The sequence below is a fragment of the Pseudomonas tritici genome, from assembly GCF_014268275.3.
Classification (GTDB): Bacteria; Pseudomonadota; Gammaproteobacteria; order Pseudomonadales; family Pseudomonadaceae; genus Aquipseudomonas; species Aquipseudomonas tritici.
In genome coordinates, this window is the sequence record NZ_CP077084.1 from 4,466,417 (window position 1) to 4,484,007 (window position 17,591).

The window sequence follows — 17,591 nt, forward strand, 5'->3', positions numbered from 1 at the left end:
ATTTAGTCCTGCATTACCAAATCGAAATCGAGCAACGCGGAACCCAGGCACTTGCCATGCGCATCCAGCGCCAGTGACCGGGTTACGCCGCCGCGCAAAATCCCCGGCAATACAAAGTTCAACGCCTGCACATTGGGCAACTCATAACGCCGCACAGGTGCCGCACCCGGTTCCCGCAAGCCAGCGAAAAACTCAGCCACGCGTTCGGCCGTGAGCTGTTCGCACAGCAGCGGATAATCTTCGGCACGGTAGGCAATGATCGAGATATTTGACGTATCGCCCTTATCCCCGGTGCGGGAATGGGCCAGCGTGTGCAACTTCATGCTTCGATCCTCGGGTTGACCGCATTGCGCGGCAGCAGCAACGACGCCACGGCCACCACCTGGCGCACGCTTTTGCTCGCGCCGCCGCCTCCGGACGGGCCGTTGGTGTAGAGCGTTTCAACTTCATTGCCAACGCGCACCGCTTCGCCGCGATCCTCACAGCGGGCCGCCACGCGCAGGCGCACTTCCCAGGGTTCAACTGTGCTGCGGGGGCCGTGGAGCGAGTCCATGCCGATCAGCTCCGCCCGCAGGTCCTGCATCTTCACACCCATCAACTCAAGGCGCTTGAGGACTACATCCCGCGCCAGCTGCGCCCGCGCGACAGCACCGGGGCCGCCGTAGGACATCTGCCCCTCACCGATCCAGCCATCCAGATAGCCGACGCTGACCTTCAATTGTTCGGGCCGCGCGCGGCCGTCGGCACCGCTGGCCCGTACGCGATCAACGCTTTCCTCGACAAACCCCACCTGGGAAAAATCGGCCGTCACATCCGGCGTGAGGTACGCCGCCGGGTCGTGTACTTCGTAGATCAGTTGCTCAGCGCAGGTGGCGCGGCTGACCCGCCCACCTGAGCCGGCAACCTTGGTGATCAAGGCGTCGCCGTCGGCATCGATCTCCGCCAAGGGGAAGCCCAGGCGCGCGAGGTCATCCACGTCCTTGAAACCGGGATCGGCAAAGTACCCACCGCTGACTTGGCCGGCGCATTCGAGCAAATGCCCCACCAACGTGCCGCGCCCCAGACGCCGCCAATCATCAGGCGCCCAGCCAAATTCAAACATCTGCGGCGCCAGGAACAACGACGGGTCGGCCACGCGCCCGGTGATCACCACATCCGCTTCGGCGCGCAACGCCTCCAGGATACCGTCTACGCCCAGGTAGGCATTGGCGGAAATCAGCCGTTCGCCCAGGGAACCGACAGTCTGGCCGTTATCCAACAGAAACTCGGGCTGCAACACGTGCAACACGTCGTCGCCGACGACCGCAACCACCTTAAGATCAAGGCCCAACTCGTCGGCAATCCGCCGCACTTCAATAGCCGCGGATACCGGATTGGCGGCGCCCATGTTGGTGATCACCCGCAGGCGGCGGCGACCTTCAGGCCGGCCAACAAAGGGCAACACCCGGCGCATGCGCTCACTCAGCAAGGGGTCGTACCCACCCTGTGGATCACTGATACGCGCCTGTTGCGCCAAGGCAATCGTGCGTTCAGCCAGGCACTCGAACACCAGATAATCCAGGTCGCCCCGCTCGGCCAGTTCCACGGCAGGTTCGATACGGTCGCCGGAATAGCCGGCGCCGGAACCGATGCGCAAGGTTTTCATCTCAAATTACTCCCAGGAGCAACGCCGTCAGGGTCATCAACACCGACGCGGCGAACAGAAACGGAATGGTGAAGCGCTGGTGATCGGCCAATTCGATCTTGCACAGGCCCACCAACAGGAAGGTCGCGGGGGTCAGCGGGCTGACCGGGAAGCCGGTGGTGTGCACGCCCAGCAATGAGGCTTGGGCCACTTGCAGCGGGTCGACGCCCAAGGCCTTGCCGACTTCAGCGATCACCGGCATGACGCCGAAATAGTAGGAGTCGGGGTCAAACAGCATGCTCAGCGGCATCGAAATAAAGCCCACCACCGCCGGGATCAACTTGCCGTGGCCGGCCGGAATCTGCGCCACCGCCACTTCGGCAATCGCCTTGAGCATGCCGGTGCCTTGCATGATGCCGGTGAACACGCCGGCTGCCAGCAGGATACTGGCCATGGTCAGCGCGGTCTTGGCATGGGCATCGATGCGGGCGCGCTGGGCGTCGACGTTCGGGTAGTTGATGCACAGCGCCACCACGGTGCCGAGCATAAACATCACTACCGGGTCGACCCAGCCGGCAATCATCACCACCATCACCAGCACGGTCAGGACCAGGTTGACCCAGAACAGACGCGGGCGACGCAGCTTGATGTCGTCGTCACTGAGCACCCGCTGCGGCATCGCATCGACGGTCGAGCCGGCGCCGAGGCCCAGGCGTTTTTCTTCGCGATGACCCAGCCACCAGGCGCAAGCAAATACGAAGATCAGGCCGACGATTTGCACCGGGATCAGCGGCTGGAACAAATCCGCCACTGGCACATGTAACGCCGCGGAGGAGCGCAGCACCGGGCCGGTCCACGGCAAGAAGTTGACCCCGGCCGCCATCGCGCAGACACACGCAAGGATGCGCTTATCAATGCCCAGCCGCGTGTACAGCGGCAGCATCGCCGGCACCGTCACCAGAAAGGTCACCGCGCCGGAGCCGTCCAGGTGCACCAGCAACGCTAAGGTCGCGGTACCCACGACGATCCTTGTAGGACGCGTCCCCACCGTGCGCAGGATGCGATCAATGATGGGGTCGAGCATGCCGGCATCGGTCATGATTCCGAAAAACAGGATCGCAAACACAAACATGCCCACCACAGGGGCGACGTTCTTGATACCGGTGATGATGAAGGCGCTGGTTTGCAGGCCGAACCCACCGAGCAGCGCGGCAATGATCGGCAAAGCGATCAAGGCGACCAGCGGCGAGAGGCGTTTGCTCATGACGGCAGCGAGCAGGCACAGGATGGTGATGACACCCAGGGTAGCGAGCATGGGTTACTCCAGAGCGGCCTTTGTGGCCGGTTATTGTTTTCCCTGGAGTATTGGAAGCGGGTTATTCTTTGTAAATTGGAATATTCACCAGCTGGTGTTCGGAAAAACAAAATGAAGAACAGTATCCAACACATCCAGGCATTCCTTGCCGTGGCCCGCACGGGCAGTTTCACCAAGGCTGCCAATGAGCTGCACCTGTCGCCTTCCGCGCTGACCGTGCAGGTGCAACAGCTGGAAGACTGGCTCGGCGTCGCCCTGCTCGACCGCAGCCCACGTCACGTCAGTATCACCGCCGCCGGCCTGGAGGCGCGCGGGCCCATGGAAAAACTGCTGTTGGACCTGGACAACATCGTCACCGGCTCCCGGGACCTCGCCGCCTTACGCCGAGGCGTGGTCACCATCGCCGCCCTGCCCTCGGTGTGTGCCGGTTCGCTGCCGCCGGTTCTGCGCCTGTTTCGCGAGCGTTTTGCCGGGATCGAAGTACGCCTGCATGACTTGGTGGCCCATCGCATTCACGCCCAAGTACGTTCCGGCGAAGTGGATTTCGGCATCGGCGTGCGCGCACGGCTCAGCCACGGCCTGGAATTCGTACCGGTGCTGGATGATCGTTTGTGTGCGTTTGTACCGCTGGATCATCCCCTCACCCGCCATCGCCAACTGACCCTGGAACAATTGGCGGACCAGCCGATCATCCTCACCGGCCGCGACAGCAGTGTGCGTGAGCACGTGGATGCGCTGTTTGACGAGACACGGCTGACGATGAACGCGGGAATGGAGGCCAACTACATGTCGACCGTGTTGGCGCTGGTGCGCCAGGGGCTGGGGATCAGTGTGCTGCCGGAGTCGGCGGCGGACAGTCTGGAAGGGTTGAAGCGCATCAATATCGATCACCCAGGGGTGAACCGGGAGATCGGATTGATCAGTCGCAGCGGGATGGGGCTGAGTCCGGCGGCGCAACGCTGTTTCGATTTGCTGAGTGAGCAACTTTCGCCGTCGTAGACAGGACCGGAGCGCACACGCTGTGACTGATATTAAAGCTTCAAGAGACCGGTCCAAACAGGCTTCGCACTCGTTGCGAAAACAGGCGTTATCAATAAGAAGATAGCGACGCGCGCCCTTGCAATTTCAAGCAAATCTCCGTGTACGCCATGGCTATGATCACGCCTACGACGTTTAAGGGGTTGTCACATTCATGAGCACATCAGAAAACACGGCACGGGCTTTTATACTCGCATCGCTGCATAACCTGGGCGTTGCTCAGGATAAGTTGCAGGCCATCAACCACGGTGCAGACATCTATGGACCGCAGGGGCTATTGGACTCTATCCACTTAGTTGGCCTTATCTCGGCGATTGGTGAATGGGTTGACACCACCGCCGGTAATTCCGAGAGTTTCTTCGATATTCTCGATGACGATCTGTTCGACAACTTTAAAGATATCAATCGAATCGAATCGTTATTGAACGGGAAATTCAGTCATGTCAGCTTTTGCGCCTGATAGTCGCTATATCCACACCGACAAAATTGAAAACATCTCCTATCAGCTGCTGGCAGACTACGTACCCACGCCGTTTTATGCCTACAGTGCCACACAGATAAAAACAGACTTTGCAGAGCTCAAACGCTCGCTCCCCCACGACATCGATTACTTCTACTCCCTGAAAGCCAACCCGAATAAAACCTTGGTTGCGCTCTTGCATGAGGCGGGGACGGGCTGTGAAGTGTGTTCCCTGGTGGAACTGGAAATCGCACTACGCCAAAGTGTGGCACCAAGCGATATCATTTTTGTCGGACCGGGAAAACATATTAACGAGTTGACGCAATGTTGCCTGGCGGGCATTAAAGCCGTGGTGGTCGAGTCCATCGAAGAAATGCGCTTGCTCAATGATATTGCCGCGGGCCTGGGCGTAATCCAAAACATTGCCCTGCGTATCAATCCCGACTTCACTGGCGAAAAAGCCAAGTTGGTGATGAGTGGCAAGCCCCGACAATTTGGTATTGATGAGCAACTATTGCCGCAGGCATTCGCCCTGCTCGGGCAGTTGACGCAACTGCGCCTGGCGGGCATCCATATTTATCTTGGCACGCGCATTCTGGATTGGCAGGCCCTTGCCAACAATACGCAAAATATCCTGACACTGGCCGCCACACTCCAGCAAACCTATGAAATCGCCCTCGACTTCGTGGATGTCGGTGGTGGCTTTGGCGTGCGCTATTTCGACAAGGAAAAAGCGCTCGACCTGCCCGCCCTGGGCGAGGCACTGCTTCCGCTGGTGAATAACTATCGACAGGCCTTTCCACACTGCAGAATTGTTATTGAGCTGGGCCGCTTCCTGATTGCACGCGCAGGCATTTTTGTGACGCGGGTCAACTACCTCAAACCGTCCCGTGAAGAGTGGTTTGCGGTGTGTGACGGCGGTGCAAACTGCCACGGCAGCGCTGCCGGCATCAACTCCCTGATCCGTCGAAATTTCCCGATGGCGCGCCTCGGCCCGTCCCGGCCCGGTGACCTGCATCGCTACCAAGTGACCGGTCCGCTGTGCACGCCCACGGACCTGCTGGGCGAGAACATCATGCTGGCTGAGCTTCGTTCGGGAGACCTGATCGGTATCGCGCATTCCGGGGCCTATGGTGCCAGTGCGTCGCCGGTGGGCTTTTTGAGCTTTGGTCACCCGGCCGAAGTGCTTGTCGAAAACGACCAAGCCTTCCTGATCCGCACAGCCGATAGCGTAGACACCATGCTGGCTCCGCAGGTGTGTCAGCGTTTGTCTTTGGCCAAGGCCTGAGGGAATCGCCATGTCCCTTGAGTTTGCGAGTTCCCATATCGTATGGCGCCAGTTCGAAAAACCAACCACCACGCCCGCCGTCGACGACGCACAACTGAAGCTCGTGAAGGACTTCGTCAACGGCTTTTTTCACTCCCATGGCCATGTGGGCCAGGCCCAGGACGCCCATGCCTTTCGCTGGTACGCCGCACAGAACCAGGCATTCCAGGTCATGCTCAAACAGCTGGTCGGCGAGCTGGCAAGCCAGGCCCTGCTCAAAGACCTGGATCTGGTGGTGCTCGCCCACTGGACGCCGGACGTAGAGGTAGGATGCTCGGTAACCAACGCCATTATTCATGAGACCGGTGCCCATGATGCGTTTGGTATTGCTCTCAGCGATCACGGCTTGAGCAGCACGTTCCTGGCACTGCAGGTCATTGAGGATTACCTCGATGACAGCCACCGTGAAAACCGTGAAAAAAAGGCCTTGCTGTTGATCGCCGACCAGGACGCCATCATGTATGACTGCCCTGGCCTGGCCCGTTTCAACCCAGCAGCCAGCGCCTGCGTTGTACTGTTGCGCAGCGTGCCGAGCGAACGGGCCGGCGGCCAACCTGGAAGCATCGCGTTCAAACACTATCGCAAGGTGCCTTTTCCGGCCACGCGCCAGGCTCTGGATGCCCTACTCCTCACGCTGGCTATGTTCACGCCCAGCGAAGACCGGCTGCCCCTGCTGATCCTGACCACGCCGGTTTTTGCCGAACAGTTGCGCCAGCATGCGCCGTTGGCGAGCCACCGTATCGAGAGCTGGGATGAGTCTTTGTTGTCTTGTGCCCCCTGGGCTCGGCTGGAACAAATTGCGCCGAGCAGCCACCGTATTCTGCTGATGCTGGCACAGGGTGACTCTCTGTCCTGCGCCGGCTTTGTGGCGGGAGCCTGAGATGTATATCAATACGATAACCAGCCTGGTCGCTGCAGACCTCACGCCGCTGTCCGCGCTGGCAGAAAAATATGCCTGGGGTGAGCGCAACACGCGAATTTTTGGCCGTTTTCATCGGATGGAGTCGGCCAGCCTGTTTGAACACGAGGGTTTGCCTGACCTGATGATGCAGCTTTTGCAACAGTTCCGGGCCGAGTGTGACCCGGTACTGTTCGAGCAGATTGGCTATGTGGTCTGGGCGCACTCTCTGAATAGCCCCAGCCCTTTTGATCTTGGGCCTGTCCTGGCCAACAAGGTGCGCAGCTTTCTGGGGCGCACAGAGGTAGAGTTTTTCTCTGTTACCCAAGCGTCGTGCGCGTCGGCGCTGGTCGGACTGAAGTTTCTCGATGCCAAACTGGCAGCGGCTCACGCCAGGCAGGAAAACGTCTGCGGCCTATTGATCACGGGGGAAAAGTGCTTCCACGGCACCGTGCAATACGTCAATCAGAATGGCTTTTTCGGCGAAGCATTCTGCGCCACCCTGCTCAGCGCACGTCCTTCGCCCGGCGCCTTATGCATGAGTGGCATGCATGTCCAGCAACTGGCCGCCTACGGCACACGGACGCGCGAGACCAGTCGCGAACGTGAAAACGCCTACGATCATGCCTTCATTCCCACCATGCTGGAAACCGTAAACACCGCGCTGCTGAACGCTGGCCGACGTCCTGAAGAGCTGCGTACGCTGATCCCGTACCACATCAGCCCACCCACCTTCGACAGGATTGCCGACGCAGCAGGCTTTTCCCGGGACATCATTTACCGCCGTCATCTGTACCAGTTGGGACATTGCTTTTGCAGCGACACGTTCCTCAACCTGAAAAGCCTGCTGACGCACCGCGATAACGCTGTAGCCGTAGGCCCTATTCTCGCCGTGGCGTCCGGCATCGCGGGCACCTTTGCAGCCGTCGTTCTTGAATTGAATAATGAGGATCAGACATGAGCACAAACCATTTGACCCAGTGGCTGGTGCACGCTGCACACCAGTGCCCTGAGGGCACAGCACTGATCGAGGGTGAACATGCCGTGACCTGGGCCGCGCTCCATCAACGCGTGATCAATACGGCCGCCTACTTGCGCCAGCTGCAGGTCGAACGCGGCGACCGGGTATTGGTCTGGCTGCCGAACGGGGTGGATTTCGTCGTCTGCTTTTGGGCCGTGCAATATTTGCAGGCCGTGTTTGTGCCAGTAAACCCGGACACGCCGCTGGCCCGAGTCGGCTGGTTACTCGACAACGCAGCGTCGCACCTGCTGATTGCCCAGTCAGGGCAAGCCGCCGCGTTGGCAGCGGCGACAAATGACCTTGAACTACGCGTGCTGTTTGACCAGGTTCCCGACGCGCCAGAAAGTCATTCGTCACTGCTCTCCCTGCAACAAATGGCGGCAATCACCTCAGCGATGCCATTGGTGGTCGAGGGCGCACTGGATATTGACCTGGCCTGCCTGATCTACACCTCAGGTTCGACGGGCGACCCCAAGGGGGTCATGTTGACCCAGCGCAATATGCTCAGCGCGGCGGACTCCGTCGCCACCTATTTGCAATTGGCAGCCAGCGACCGGATTTTCTGCACGATCCCCATGAGCTTCGACTATGGGCTGTATCAAGCGATCATGGCGACCAAGGTGGGCGCAACGCTGATTATCGAAAAGGATTTCAGCCGTCCATTGTTTGCCCTCAAACAGCTGGTCAAGCACCAAGCAACCATCCTGCCGATCGTTCCCACACTGCTGGCGATCATTGCGCCATTGGCCAAGCGCTATGACTTTTCCTCCCTGCGCAAAATCACTAACACCGCAGCGGCACTGCACGCGAGCGACATCGACCTACTGGTCTCGCTCTTCCCGCAAGCCGAGATTTTTTCCATGTATGGGCTGACCGAGTGCCATCGCTGTACCTGGCTTCCCCCGGCCCTGTTGTCCCAGCACAAAGACAGCGTGGGCTATGCCATCCCGAACACCGAACTCTGGGTGGTGGACGACAGCGGCGTTGCACACCGCAGCAATGCCACGGGTGAACTGGTGATCCGCGGGGCAACCGTGATGCGCGGCTACTGGCGCAACCCGGAGCAGACCGCGAAGAAGCTGCGGCCTGGCCCATTGCCCGGTGAGTCGGTCCTCTACACCGGCGACGTGTGCCGGCTGGATGAGCAGGGCTTGCTGTATTTCCTTTCGCGCAGCGATGACATCCTGAAAACCAATGGCGAAAAAGTCGCTCCCCGGGAAGTCGAAAGCGTACTCAAACGCATGCCGGGAGTGCTCCAGGTCGCAGTGCTCGGTGTTGCCCACCCTGTCTATGGTGACGAAATCGTGGCCTGTATCGAATGCGTCGCGCCCCTCGACACCGCGCAGCTCAAAGCCTTTTGCCAGGCTCATCTTGAAGCCTATAAGCGGCCGCACCGCTATTACTTCAGTGAGGCTTTGCCCAAAAACAATAACGGGAAAGTTGACCGCGGCCAGCTGTCCGCCCTACTGCCGCACCGGGAGAACAGCCTGAACGTCGGGAGCACACAACAAACAGGGAGCCAATATGTATACGCCAACCATTATTGAAGCCATCGGGCTGGTTCTGGAAACGTCAAACCTCTCGGAGCTGAGTGCGCGCACACACCTGGAGCGCGACCTGGGATTTGAAAGCGGTTTGTATATCGAACTCATTATGTACCTTGAGGAGCGCATCGAGGACCTGGTGCTCGACCCGGCCACACTGGAATACCAGCACTTCGAGACCGTGGGCAGCCTGTCGAACTTCATCGAACTCAAACTCGCCAGCCGGGCGGCATGAATGGACGCCTGGTCTGAGCTCATAACGGTGTTTATGCGCTTTGAGGATCAAGCGCATACCGCATGGCGCCACCACTCAATGACGTACAGCTACGCGGCGCTCGCCCACCGCGCGCAGGATATCGCCATTGAAATAGTGCGCCAGCCGTCACGCAGCGAGACGCCGCTGGCGCCGGTCTTGGTTTATGGCCACAAATCCTTCGATTTCCTGGCGGCCTGGTGGGCCTGCCTGCTGTGTGGTTGTCCGATTGTGCCGGTTGAATCTGACAACGCTCCCGAGCGGCTGGAACGGATCGCCCGTACGGTCGGCGCCCGTTTGATTCTGAACACCGACGCCCTTCCCTTGTACGCCACCAATGCCAAGGTGATTGACCTCGCCGCCTTGCCGTGGCAGCACCATGCCCCTGCAGCGCTGCGGCATTTGCTGGACGACACGCGCAAGTGGATAGACAACGCAAGCGGCCCCCTGCTGGCTTACATCATGTTTTCCTCGGGAACCACCGGGGAGCCCAAGGGCATTCAGGTCAGCCAGGCCAATTTAGTCGATTTCGTGGCGTGGATACGCAGCGACTTTCCACTTGATGGGGCTATCACCGGAAATGTGCGGTATTGCTTCGATGTCTCCCTATTTGAAATCTGGCTCGCCTGGCAGTTTCTGCAACCGCTGTCGGTGCTCGACCATAGAGACTTGATCAACACCCGCAAAATGATTGCCCAGCATGCACAGATGGCATTGACCTGCTGGGTATCTACGCCGTCGATGATGCGCCTCTACTTGCTGGACCCGACCTTCACTGGGCAGACACTGGCGCAGTTGCGCCGGTTTATCTTCTGCGGTGAAACGCTGCCCAAAGCGATCGTCACCCAGCTGTGGACGCGCTTCCCAGGCAGTGAGGTGGTCAATACGTACGGCCCTACCGAATGTACCGTGGCGGCGTCACAAGTGCTGATTACCCAGGACATGGTGACCTCGTCACTGCCCCTGCCGATCGGTCGCGCCAGGCCCGGCGCAGTGCTGCAACTGGCCCAGCCCGTGGACGCTGCTGGCCGCGGGCAACTGTTGATCAGCGGCAAGTGCGTCGGCCCGGGTTACCTCAATGCAGCGCCTGCGCGTCAGGCCAGTTTCAGCCATGCGGATGGGCAGCCGACTTACGCCACCGGAGATATCGGCCTGTTTGATGGCACCTGGTACTACTTCCTGGGGCGTGAAGATGGCGAGGTCAAAATCCAGGGATACCGTATTGACCTGCATGAAATCGAACGTTTCCTGCGCGACCGCAACCTGGTCGCCGATGCGGTGGTAGAGCCGTATTGGCGCAAAGGCAACGCAGAGGCAATCCAGGCCTGCGTGATCCTCAATGCAACCTGCGAACTTTCACAACTTGGCCACGCCATGCAAGCCCATTTCCCCCCGTGGGCGATCCCGCGTTACTGGTACAGCACGCCCCGCACCGTACTCAATCACAACGGCAAACTGGATCGTTCAGCTGCCCGCCAACTGGCTTTGGACAACGGAGAAAAATATGTTTTTATCGCAAATCAAACCGCTGTTTGAGCGGCTGAAATATCAGAGCACAGCGACCGCGTTGATCAACGAGCAAGGCACCTACAGCTTTGCCGAACTGGGCGTGCGCACCGCCGCGATTGCGCAGGTGCTCGCACCATGGGCAGGCCGTAACGTGCTGGTTCACGGCCACAAGCAAATGGATGCCGTGGCCGCCATGCTGGCGTGTATCAGCCAGGGTTGCTGCTTTAGCTTTGCCGACCAGTCCAACCCCATTGCGCGAATTGAAAAAATTGCCCGGCTGACCCGCGCCGAGCTGATCCTCACGGCGACGCCCCAGAAGCTCGAGGGTCTGGACCCTTGGCCCCAATGGGTGACCTCCACCCTGGAGAACGGCGACCCGGCATCACTGCCACTCGAACCCAATTTGACCCAGCCAGCCTTTTATATTCTCCCAACATCGGGCAGCACCGGTGAACCGAAGGGTGTCGTCGTCAGCTATGAGAACTTCGCCGCATTCTCGATCTGGTACAGCCCGATGATCCGTGACGGTATCGCACACGGATGCCATGTGAGCCACGCCTGTTTCTCCTTCGACATGGGCTTGCTCGACCTTTTCCCGGTGCTGTGCGAGGGCAGAGCCCTGTTGATGCTGGATCACCGCCACAACATGCTGCCGCGGCAAAATATCCGCCTGATGTCGCGCTATCCGCAAAGCCCGGTCACCAGTTGGTTCTCCACGCCAAGCTTTGTCGATTTGATGTTGAAGGACCCTTTGTTCAGCGGGGAGCAGTTTCCGGACCTGAAGCGGTTTTTCATGGCCGGCGAGCGCGCCTCGCTGGGGTTGGTGACCCAGTTGCAGACGCGTTTCCCGGGCCTGGAGGTAATGCACGGTTATGGCCCGACCGAGACCACCGGCATGACCCATACCTTCGAGCTTGGCCAGCCGCCCCAGCACGTCGCAGGCCTACTGTCCCTTGGCGCTGCCTGCGGGTTGACCGGGATCAGGATCGTCGATGCCGAGGGTCAGAGCCTCCCGCCAGGCGAAATAGGCGAAGTGCGTTTGTACGGCCCGCAAGTCGCACTGGGCTACTTGCCTGAGGACGACCCACGTAACAGTGCATTCAGCCATGACGAGTTCGGACGTTACTACGCCACAGGTGACCGGGGTTTTTTGGATAACGAACAATCGCTGTTTATCCACGGTCGGGATGATGGGCAACTGAAACTGAACGGCAACCGTATCGAGCTGGCCGAAATTGAAAGCAGTGTATGCCGCTATGTGGAGGTGACCCAGTGTTGCGCGGTGCCGATCAAGGAAGAGGGTAAGGTCATCGACCTGCAACTTTTCATTCAATTGCGCGAGGACAGTGCAACCCACCGCGCCGCACTGCGCCAGTTCCTGGCAGAACAATTACCGGCCTACATGATCCCGAAATCCCTGTTCTTTTGTCAGACCTTCCCCGTGACACTGCATGGAAAGATCGACCGCCAACAGCTGGTGGATCAACACAAAGAGCCGCTGTCCGTCAGCTGATGGCCACCTGCAAGCACATATAAAAAACTTCCCGCCACCACGGCGAAAATGCCCATCACTCACGCACCGGCGCCGGACAGGCGCCGGCGTCAATCGTTTTCCCCAAGGATAAGGGCGTCGCGATGCGTTTTAGTCATATCGGTTATGTGGTGGGCGACAGCGACGCAACGGCTGTCGCGGTTAAACCGTTTTTCCCGGTTATCGTCCGATACAAAGAATATGTTGGCGCACAAAAAGTGTTCATCACCCTGCTGGAAACGGATGACGGGCACAGCCAGATAGAGTTGGTCGAACCGTTGGAAAACAATCTTCCCTTGCGCGAGCTATTGGCCAAATCCGGCAAGTCGTCGCTGCCCTACCACATCTGCTTTGAAGTCGATGACTTTGATGAGCAATTCAACGTCATGAAGAGCGCCGGCTGGATCGTACTGACACGCCCGTTCAACGCCTTTGACAGCAACCACCGCTCCAGCCACCTCTATCACCCTGATGCCGGGGTCATTGAAATCATGTCAGGCCCGCTATGAGTCAACTCTACGATGACACGTTCGCCGGGCAATCCTGCCCGTTGGGCGCAGACGCCCAGCAGATTGCCGACCAACTGCGCAACTTCGGCGACACACGGCAGATCATGGAGCAGTGGTCGTTCGCGGCGACGTTGAACCATCTCGGCTTGCCGCAAAGGTACCAGGTACCGCCAAGCCGTCAGGTGATCAGCCTGGCTGAACGCTATGAGCTCTACGAGCAGATCGGTTTCCTCTCCCCGGCGCTGATATTCAGCGCACCCGGGCCGAGCATGGCCGCCTATGTGGTGGCCGGGCTGGGCAACGAACAGCAGCAGGATGCCTTCTTCGGCCAGTTCCAAAAGGCATTGTGCTGGTCCTGTTTTGCGATGACCGAACCTACACAGGGCAGCGATGCCGGGGCCATGCAGACCACAGCGACACCGGTTGACGGCGGGTACCTTATCTGCGGGCGCAAGATGTTTATCGGCAACGGTGTCATCGCCGAAACCGGTGTGGTATTTGCGCGTACCGCACCGGGGCAATTGGGGATCAATGCTTTTGTGTTTTCGCCACAAGACCCGGCCATCACCCGCCACCGCCTTGAACTGACAGGGCTTGACGGTACAAACCTGGCGCTGATGGAGTTCAACAACCTGTTTATCCCGGCAGGGGATTTGCTCGGGCAACACTTGAAACCGACCCAGCGTTTTGCGCAGTCGGCGATGGCCACGTTCGATGCGCTGCGCCCCTGCGTCGGCGCCCTGGCGCTGGGAGTGGCGCGACGCGCATTGCATGAATGGCAAGCCTGCGTCACGCCGACCCCGGCACAGTCACAACGGCTGTCGCATATGAAGCGCCGCTGGTATGCCGCTTACCGTGAGGCGTCGAGGGTCTGTCAGCAAGTCGATGAGCAGCACACCCTGGAAAAAAGCCCTGGCATGGTGAAAACCGCCTGCGTGATCCTCGCCGATGAAATTGTCAGTGAACTGATCCACGCGTTCCCCACAGACGCTCAGCCTGTACCGGCAACCCTGTGGCAGGCATTTCGTGATGTAAAAGCCTTTGAGTACACCGAAGGCACACGACAGATCCACCGCCTGAACCAGCGTTTTTCACCCCGACCAGCCAGCCAGGAGTGCCGATGACGCTCGCCCCTCTCGTGCAGGGTCAACTGAATATCGTCAGTACCTGTGAAGCCATCACGCCGGACAGCCGGCACTTTCTTGCTACCCGGGAGCTATCGACCCAGGCGCGCTGGTATCAACACTGGCCACACATCGATTGCGGCGAGCGCCTGCACGCCAAGGCCGCTGTGGACCTGTGCCGCCGCGTCATCAGTGAGCCGTACCCGACCCAGTTGGTTTACGACAGCCTGCACCCGGCAGCGCGCGGTGCAACGCCCCTGCTGCAAAGCCTGATATCCCAATGCCCGGGCTTCATCGAAATCTGGGGCGTGTGCAGTGGGCAATTTGATCCGCATTACGCCGGTTCTCTGGCTAACACCCTGCTTCAACCCGGGCAACGCCTGCTGTATCTGTATGACCCGCTGCAGCGCCTGAGTGGTGACCCGACGCCCCAACTGGCGACGCTGCACTACCTGATCTTTTCTGCACAAGCCTAGGGGCAAGCAATGGATACCCAGTTTGCTTCATTGATCGAGCGCCTCGCCAAACCCACCCTGCTGCCGATGCGTCCGGGTGAGTCGCGACAGCTGGCGACCCTGAAGGCCGAGGTGCTCACCTGCGGCGAATACCACAGCCGGGTGCTGATAGAGGACAACCACGGCCCACAGGCCAAAAGCGCACTGTTGCTGCACGGCTGGGGTGGTCATCCGATGATGATGTCTGACCTGCAAGCAGTGCTGCAGGCCCAGGGATACAGGGTCTACACCCCCTTCCTGTTGGGCCATGATCCTCTCGCGCCGGCCAATTGCGATTTGCCCGGCCAGTGCTCCTTACTGTTGGCAATGCAGACCCGATACGGCCCGTTCGATACCGTGGTTGCCCACTCGGCCGGCGGGCTAATCACGGCGATGGCGCACTGGCTGGGTTTTACTCTCAACCACGTAGCACTGCTGTCAGTCCCGGCATCACTGTCCAGCCTGTTGCAGCATTATTTGACGCTGCTCAAGGCAGACGAACAGTACCTGCCACTGCTCGGTCGCTATTACCAGAGCCGCTACCCCATGCCCGCCGACTTGCAGACCGCACACCCGTACACCTTCCACGGGGCACGTGCACTCATCTTGCACGGCACGCAAGACCAACGAATCAACCCTGCCGACGCCAGGCAAATTCATGCTCAGTTGCCGGATAGTCAACTGCATATCATCGACAATACAGGCCACCTGGGAATTCTCTCGCACCAGCGTACCCAGCAAGTGCTGGCCGGGTTTCTCGGCGCGAAAGACGCCAATCATGAAAAAGGGAACACCCATGCTGGGGCATATTGAATCCATCACCCTTCACATTCCCGAGCAGCGCACGTCACTGGTCGAGGCCGGCCTCACCCTTGGGTTGACCGCGCTGGATGTCAGGATGTTTTCACGCTTCTACGGCCTGGAGAGCTTCCCGCGTCATCCCGGTACGGTGGATGACCTGATACGCCAGCTCCTAGAACAATTCGTCGCCACTCATCCTGACGTCGTCGCACGCATCCGGCATGTGGTGCATGCGCATACCGTGCCGACCCTGCGGCCGTTTCACGAGACCGGCAGGGCCGTACTCGACGCCTGCGGGTTTGCCCACGACACCGAGTACGCCAGCCTGACGATGGGCCACTGTGCAACCTCGTTGTCGGGCGTGGAATATCTGTGCAGCCGCCTCAAGGACGGGGAATACGCGCTACTGCTGATCGGCGAGAAAGCCTTCCACCCGAAGGTGGAGCTTCTGGACGACACCACCATCATGGGCGAAGCCGGCTGTGCCGTGCTGCTCAGTCGATCAGGAGACCGCGCCAGGGTCATTGCCCGGCACAGTGAGCAGGCCGGCCAGTTCAGTCAACACAAGGGGAATGAACCCAGGACCAACCCGGAATTCGCCGATGCCTATTTCGACTTCGTCAGCACGGCCATGCGCCGTGCGGCGCAGCAGTTCGACTGCGCGCTGGATGCCCTGGACTGGATAGCCCCGCACAACGTCAACCTGTCGTCCTGGCAGAAAATAGCCGACGCGCTCGCTATCCCCCGCACAAAGGTGTTTTTGCAGAATGTTCCCCGCTATGGCCATTGTTTTGGCGCGGACCCCTACCTCAATCTCGCCGCACTCATTCGTGGGCAACAGCTTGCTCCCGGCGCCAAAGTGATGCTGGTCAGCGTCGGCATGGGCGCCACCTTTTCCTCGCTGTTGCTTGAGTTACCTGCCGGCAATGAAACCCCCGTTTTTTGCAACCTCGAGCAATACCCGGATGTGCGGCCCGATTAAGTTAACGCCTAGTTATTCCTCTATGCGAACGCAGCCACCCATGAGCGATATCACCCGCCGCTACCCACAACTTTACGCGCTGTCAGAGCGACTTCTTGCCGCCGGACAGCTCGAGGAAAGCAATCTCCCACTGGCGATCGCCTATCTGGATGACCTAGAGCTTAGAAGCCTGGCCTGTATCGGCATACCTTCACAGTTCAACCCCTGGGAAACGCCGGTCTTTTCCAATGTCAGCTATCCCTGGCACTTGCAAATCATCGAATACCTGAGCCGAACGGACGCCAGCGCCATGATGCTGTTGCCGGGCGCATCCCTCAGTACCCGGGCCATCCTGACCCTGGGCAATGAAGAGCAGCAGACACGTTTCTTTGCCTGCTTTGCCGAACGCCCGGCCTGGACATTCTTTGCCGTCACGGAGCCCGACATAGGTTCAGATGCCGGGGCCATTTCCACTGAGCTCACGCACAGCGAACAGGGCTGGCGGCTCAACGGCACCAAAAAATTGATTGGGGGCGCGATGCTGGCAAGCGCCGGCCTTGTGTTTGCGCGCTATCAACAAAGCCAGCGCCTGGTGATGGTTTTCCCTGATGAAACCGAGCCCGCCTTACTGCGTGAGCCACTGGGTACCGTCGGTTTGGCAGGTGCGGGTTTAACACGCCTGACGTTCAAGGATTATCGCGTCCAGGAAGACGATATTCTGGGGCACGAGCGGCGCGAACTCCTGCAGGGGCTCAACGCGTTGAGCCTGGTATTCGAGCGTCATCGTCCCATGGTGGCCGCCATGGCGCTGGGCACCACATTTGGCTTGCTTACCGCCCTCGACACCCGTCCCTTGCCGGCCATTGCGAGGCGCTCGGTCGCGCGGCTGTGGCGAAAATACCACGCGATCTACCAACAAATGCTGACCGTGGCAGAAGGCTACAGCAACGGCCAGCATCAGCACGCCCTCACCAGCCAACTCAAGCGTAATGCTACCCGCCTGGTCGAGGAAACCGCGTGTCACCTGCCCCACTGGCTCAACCGCGATGACTGGCTGGAAGATCGCTTGCTGCGCAAGCGCTATCGCGACAGCTTTGCGTTTGAGTACATGGAGGGCACCAGCCACATTCACCTGCTCAATAGCTTCCGTCCGCCCGTAACCCAAGGGACCAGCCTGTGACA

Annotated in this window: 18 protein-coding genes; 15 read left to right on the forward strand and 3 right to left on the reverse strand. The window is 59.6% G+C overall.

The genetic code is table 11. From position 1 onward, the window contains the following. Nucleotides 1-2: 2 nt before the first annotated feature. From HU722_RS20265 to HU722_RS20275, 3 genes are read right to left on the reverse strand one after another with little or no spacing between them, the layout of a single operon-like run. The gene (locus HU722_RS20265) at nt 3-323 is read right to left on the reverse strand and encodes an AtuA-related protein (RefSeq protein WP_065873334.1); all 321 of its coding nucleotides are present in this window, start codon (nt 321-323) and stop codon (nt 3-5) included. Beyond that, a complete protein-coding gene (locus HU722_RS20270) occupies nt 320-1,645 on the reverse strand; it encodes an acyclic terpene utilization AtuA family protein (RefSeq protein WP_065910855.1) in 1,326 nt (441 codons plus the stop codon). Before HU722_RS20270 ends, HU722_RS20265 begins: the two co-directional genes overlap by 4 nt. A 1-nt stretch (nt 1,646) precedes the next feature. Continuing rightward, nucleotides 1,647-2,939, reverse strand: a complete 1,293-nt coding sequence (locus HU722_RS20275) for a CitMHS family transporter (protein WP_065880814.1) — start codon at nt 2,937-2,939, stop codon at nt 1,647-1,649. 111 nt (nt 2,940-3,050) lie between these two features. On the opposite strand from HU722_RS20275, the gene HU722_RS20280 reads away from it, so the two are divergent. From HU722_RS20280 to HU722_RS20350, 15 genes are all read left to right on the forward strand, one after another. Then, nucleotides 3,051-3,938, forward strand: a complete 888-nt coding sequence (locus HU722_RS20280) for a LysR family transcriptional regulator (RefSeq protein ID WP_065873337.1) — start codon at nt 3,051-3,053, stop codon at nt 3,936-3,938. Nucleotides 3,939-4,131: 193 nt separating this feature from the next. Next, nucleotides 4,132-4,437 (forward strand): hypothetical protein, encoded by a 306-nt coding sequence (locus HU722_RS20285; protein ID WP_186752060.1) that lies wholly within the window; start codon nt 4,132-4,134, stop codon nt 4,435-4,437. Continuing rightward, a complete protein-coding gene (locus tag HU722_RS20290) occupies nt 4,418-5,725 on the forward strand; it encodes a type III PLP-dependent enzyme domain-containing protein (protein ID WP_065891063.1) in 1,308 nt (435 codons plus the stop codon). The genes HU722_RS20285 and HU722_RS20290 overlap by 20 nt, the downstream gene beginning before the upstream one ends. Before the next feature lie 10 nt (nt 5,726-5,735). After that, nucleotides 5,736-6,644 (forward strand): hypothetical protein, encoded by a 909-nt coding sequence (locus HU722_RS20295; RefSeq protein ID WP_065873340.1) that lies wholly within the window; start codon nt 5,736-5,738, stop codon nt 6,642-6,644. Between the two features lies 1 nt (nt 6,645). Then, nucleotides 6,646-7,623 (forward strand): beta-ketoacyl-[acyl-carrier-protein] synthase family protein, encoded by a 978-nt coding sequence (locus tag HU722_RS20300; protein WP_065873341.1) that lies wholly within the window; start codon nt 6,646-6,648, stop codon nt 7,621-7,623. Between the two features lie 11 nt (nt 7,624-7,634). Next, complete coding sequence (locus HU722_RS20305) at nt 7,635-9,230, forward strand: class I adenylate-forming enzyme family protein (protein ID WP_225930645.1); 1,596 nt, start codon at nt 7,635-7,637, stop codon at nt 9,228-9,230. Then, nucleotides 9,208-9,462: a phosphopantetheine-binding protein gene (locus tag HU722_RS20310; RefSeq protein WP_065873343.1), complete on the forward strand. Its 255-nt coding sequence runs from the start codon at nt 9,208-9,210 to the stop codon at nt 9,460-9,462. The genes HU722_RS20305 and HU722_RS20310 overlap by 23 nt, the downstream gene beginning before the upstream one ends. Nucleotides 9,463-9,495: 33 nt before the next feature. Continuing rightward, complete coding sequence (locus tag HU722_RS20315) at nt 9,496-11,016, forward strand: AMP-binding protein (RefSeq protein ID WP_225930708.1); 1,521 nt, start codon at nt 9,496-9,498, stop codon at nt 11,014-11,016. After that, nucleotides 10,985-12,502, forward strand: a complete 1,518-nt coding sequence (locus HU722_RS20320) for an AMP-binding protein (RefSeq protein ID WP_065873345.1) — start codon at nt 10,985-10,987, stop codon at nt 12,500-12,502. The genes HU722_RS20315 and HU722_RS20320 overlap by 32 nt, the downstream gene beginning before the upstream one ends. A gap of 122 nt (nt 12,503-12,624) precedes the next feature. Then, nucleotides 12,625-13,029 carry a VOC family protein gene (locus HU722_RS20325; RefSeq protein ID WP_065873346.1) on the forward strand — a complete coding sequence of 135 codons (405 nt, stop codon included), beginning with the start codon at nt 12,625-12,627 and terminating at the stop codon, nt 13,027-13,029. After that, on the forward strand, nt 13,026-14,153 hold the full coding sequence (locus HU722_RS20330; protein ID WP_065873347.1) for an acyl-CoA dehydrogenase family protein: 1,128 nt from the start codon (nt 13,026-13,028) through the stop codon (nt 14,151-14,153). The genes HU722_RS20325 and HU722_RS20330 overlap by 4 nt, the downstream gene beginning before the upstream one ends. Then, nucleotides 14,150-14,629 (forward strand): hypothetical protein, encoded by a 480-nt coding sequence (locus HU722_RS20335; RefSeq protein ID WP_065873348.1) that lies wholly within the window; start codon nt 14,150-14,152, stop codon nt 14,627-14,629. The genes HU722_RS20330 and HU722_RS20335 overlap by 4 nt, the downstream gene beginning before the upstream one ends. 9 nt (nt 14,630-14,638) lie before the next feature. Continuing rightward, nucleotides 14,639-15,460 (forward strand): alpha/beta fold hydrolase, encoded by an 822-nt coding sequence (locus tag HU722_RS20340; RefSeq protein ID WP_065891065.1) that lies wholly within the window; start codon nt 14,639-14,641, stop codon nt 15,458-15,460. Then, entirely contained in the window at nt 15,426-16,430 is a 1,005-nt protein-coding gene (locus tag HU722_RS20345; protein ID WP_225930646.1) for a 3-oxoacyl-[acyl-carrier-protein] synthase III C-terminal domain-containing protein, read from the forward strand. Before HU722_RS20340 ends, HU722_RS20345 begins: the two co-directional genes overlap by 35 nt. Next, nucleotides 16,375-17,589, forward strand: coding sequence for an acyl-CoA dehydrogenase family protein (locus tag HU722_RS20350; protein WP_225930647.1), 1,215 nt, complete (start codon nt 16,375-16,377; stop codon nt 17,587-17,589). Before HU722_RS20345 ends, HU722_RS20350 begins: the two co-directional genes overlap by 56 nt. Nucleotides 17,590-17,591: the final 2 nt, after the last annotated feature.

Excerpts from the sequence above, each read along its gene's own strand:
- HU722_RS20275 (WP_065880814.1), bottom strand. The coding sequence starts at position 2,939 with ATGCTCGCTACCCTGGGTGTCATCACCATCCTGTGCCTGCTCGCTGCC.
- HU722_RS20350 (WP_225930647.1), top strand. The coding sequence starts at position 16,375 with ATGAAACCCCCGTTTTTTGCAACCTCGAGCAATACCCGGATGTGCGGC.
- HU722_RS20300 (WP_065873341.1), top strand. The coding sequence starts at position 6,646 with ATGTATATCAATACGATAACCAGCCTGGTCGCTGCAGACCTCACGCCG.
- HU722_RS20345 (WP_225930646.1), top strand. The coding sequence starts at position 15,426 with ATGAAAAAGGGAACACCCATGCTGGGGCATATTGAATCCATCACCCTT.
- HU722_RS20340 (WP_065891065.1), top strand. The coding sequence starts at position 14,639 with ATGGATACCCAGTTTGCTTCATTGATCGAGCGCCTCGCCAAACCCACC.
- HU722_RS20285 (WP_186752060.1), top strand. The coding sequence starts at position 4,132 with ATGAGCACATCAGAAAACACGGCACGGGCTTTTATACTCGCATCGCTG.
- HU722_RS20270 (WP_065910855.1), bottom strand. The coding sequence starts at position 1,645 with ATGAAAACCTTGCGCATCGGTTCCGGCGCCGGCTATTCCGGCGACCGT.
- HU722_RS20320 (WP_065873345.1), top strand. The coding sequence starts at position 10,985 with ATGTTTTTATCGCAAATCAAACCGCTGTTTGAGCGGCTGAAATATCAG.
- HU722_RS20325 (WP_065873346.1), top strand. The coding sequence starts at position 12,625 with ATGCGTTTTAGTCATATCGGTTATGTGGTGGGCGACAGCGACGCAACG.
- HU722_RS20310 (WP_065873343.1), top strand. The coding sequence starts at position 9,208 with ATGTATACGCCAACCATTATTGAAGCCATCGGGCTGGTTCTGGAAACG.
- HU722_RS20330 (WP_065873347.1), top strand. The coding sequence starts at position 13,026 with ATGAGTCAACTCTACGATGACACGTTCGCCGGGCAATCCTGCCCGTTG.
- HU722_RS20280 (WP_065873337.1), top strand. The coding sequence starts at position 3,051 with ATGAAGAACAGTATCCAACACATCCAGGCATTCCTTGCCGTGGCCCGC.
- HU722_RS20290 (WP_065891063.1), top strand. The coding sequence starts at position 4,418 with ATGTCAGCTTTTGCGCCTGATAGTCGCTATATCCACACCGACAAAATT.
- HU722_RS20265 (WP_065873334.1), bottom strand. The coding sequence starts at position 323 with ATGAAGTTGCACACGCTGGCCCATTCCCGCACCGGGGATAAGGGCGAT.
- HU722_RS20315 (WP_225930708.1), top strand. The coding sequence starts at position 9,496 with ATGCGCTTTGAGGATCAAGCGCATACCGCATGGCGCCACCACTCAATG.
- HU722_RS20335 (WP_065873348.1), top strand. The coding sequence starts at position 14,150 with ATGACGCTCGCCCCTCTCGTGCAGGGTCAACTGAATATCGTCAGTACC.
- HU722_RS20295 (WP_065873340.1), top strand. The coding sequence starts at position 5,736 with ATGTCCCTTGAGTTTGCGAGTTCCCATATCGTATGGCGCCAGTTCGAA.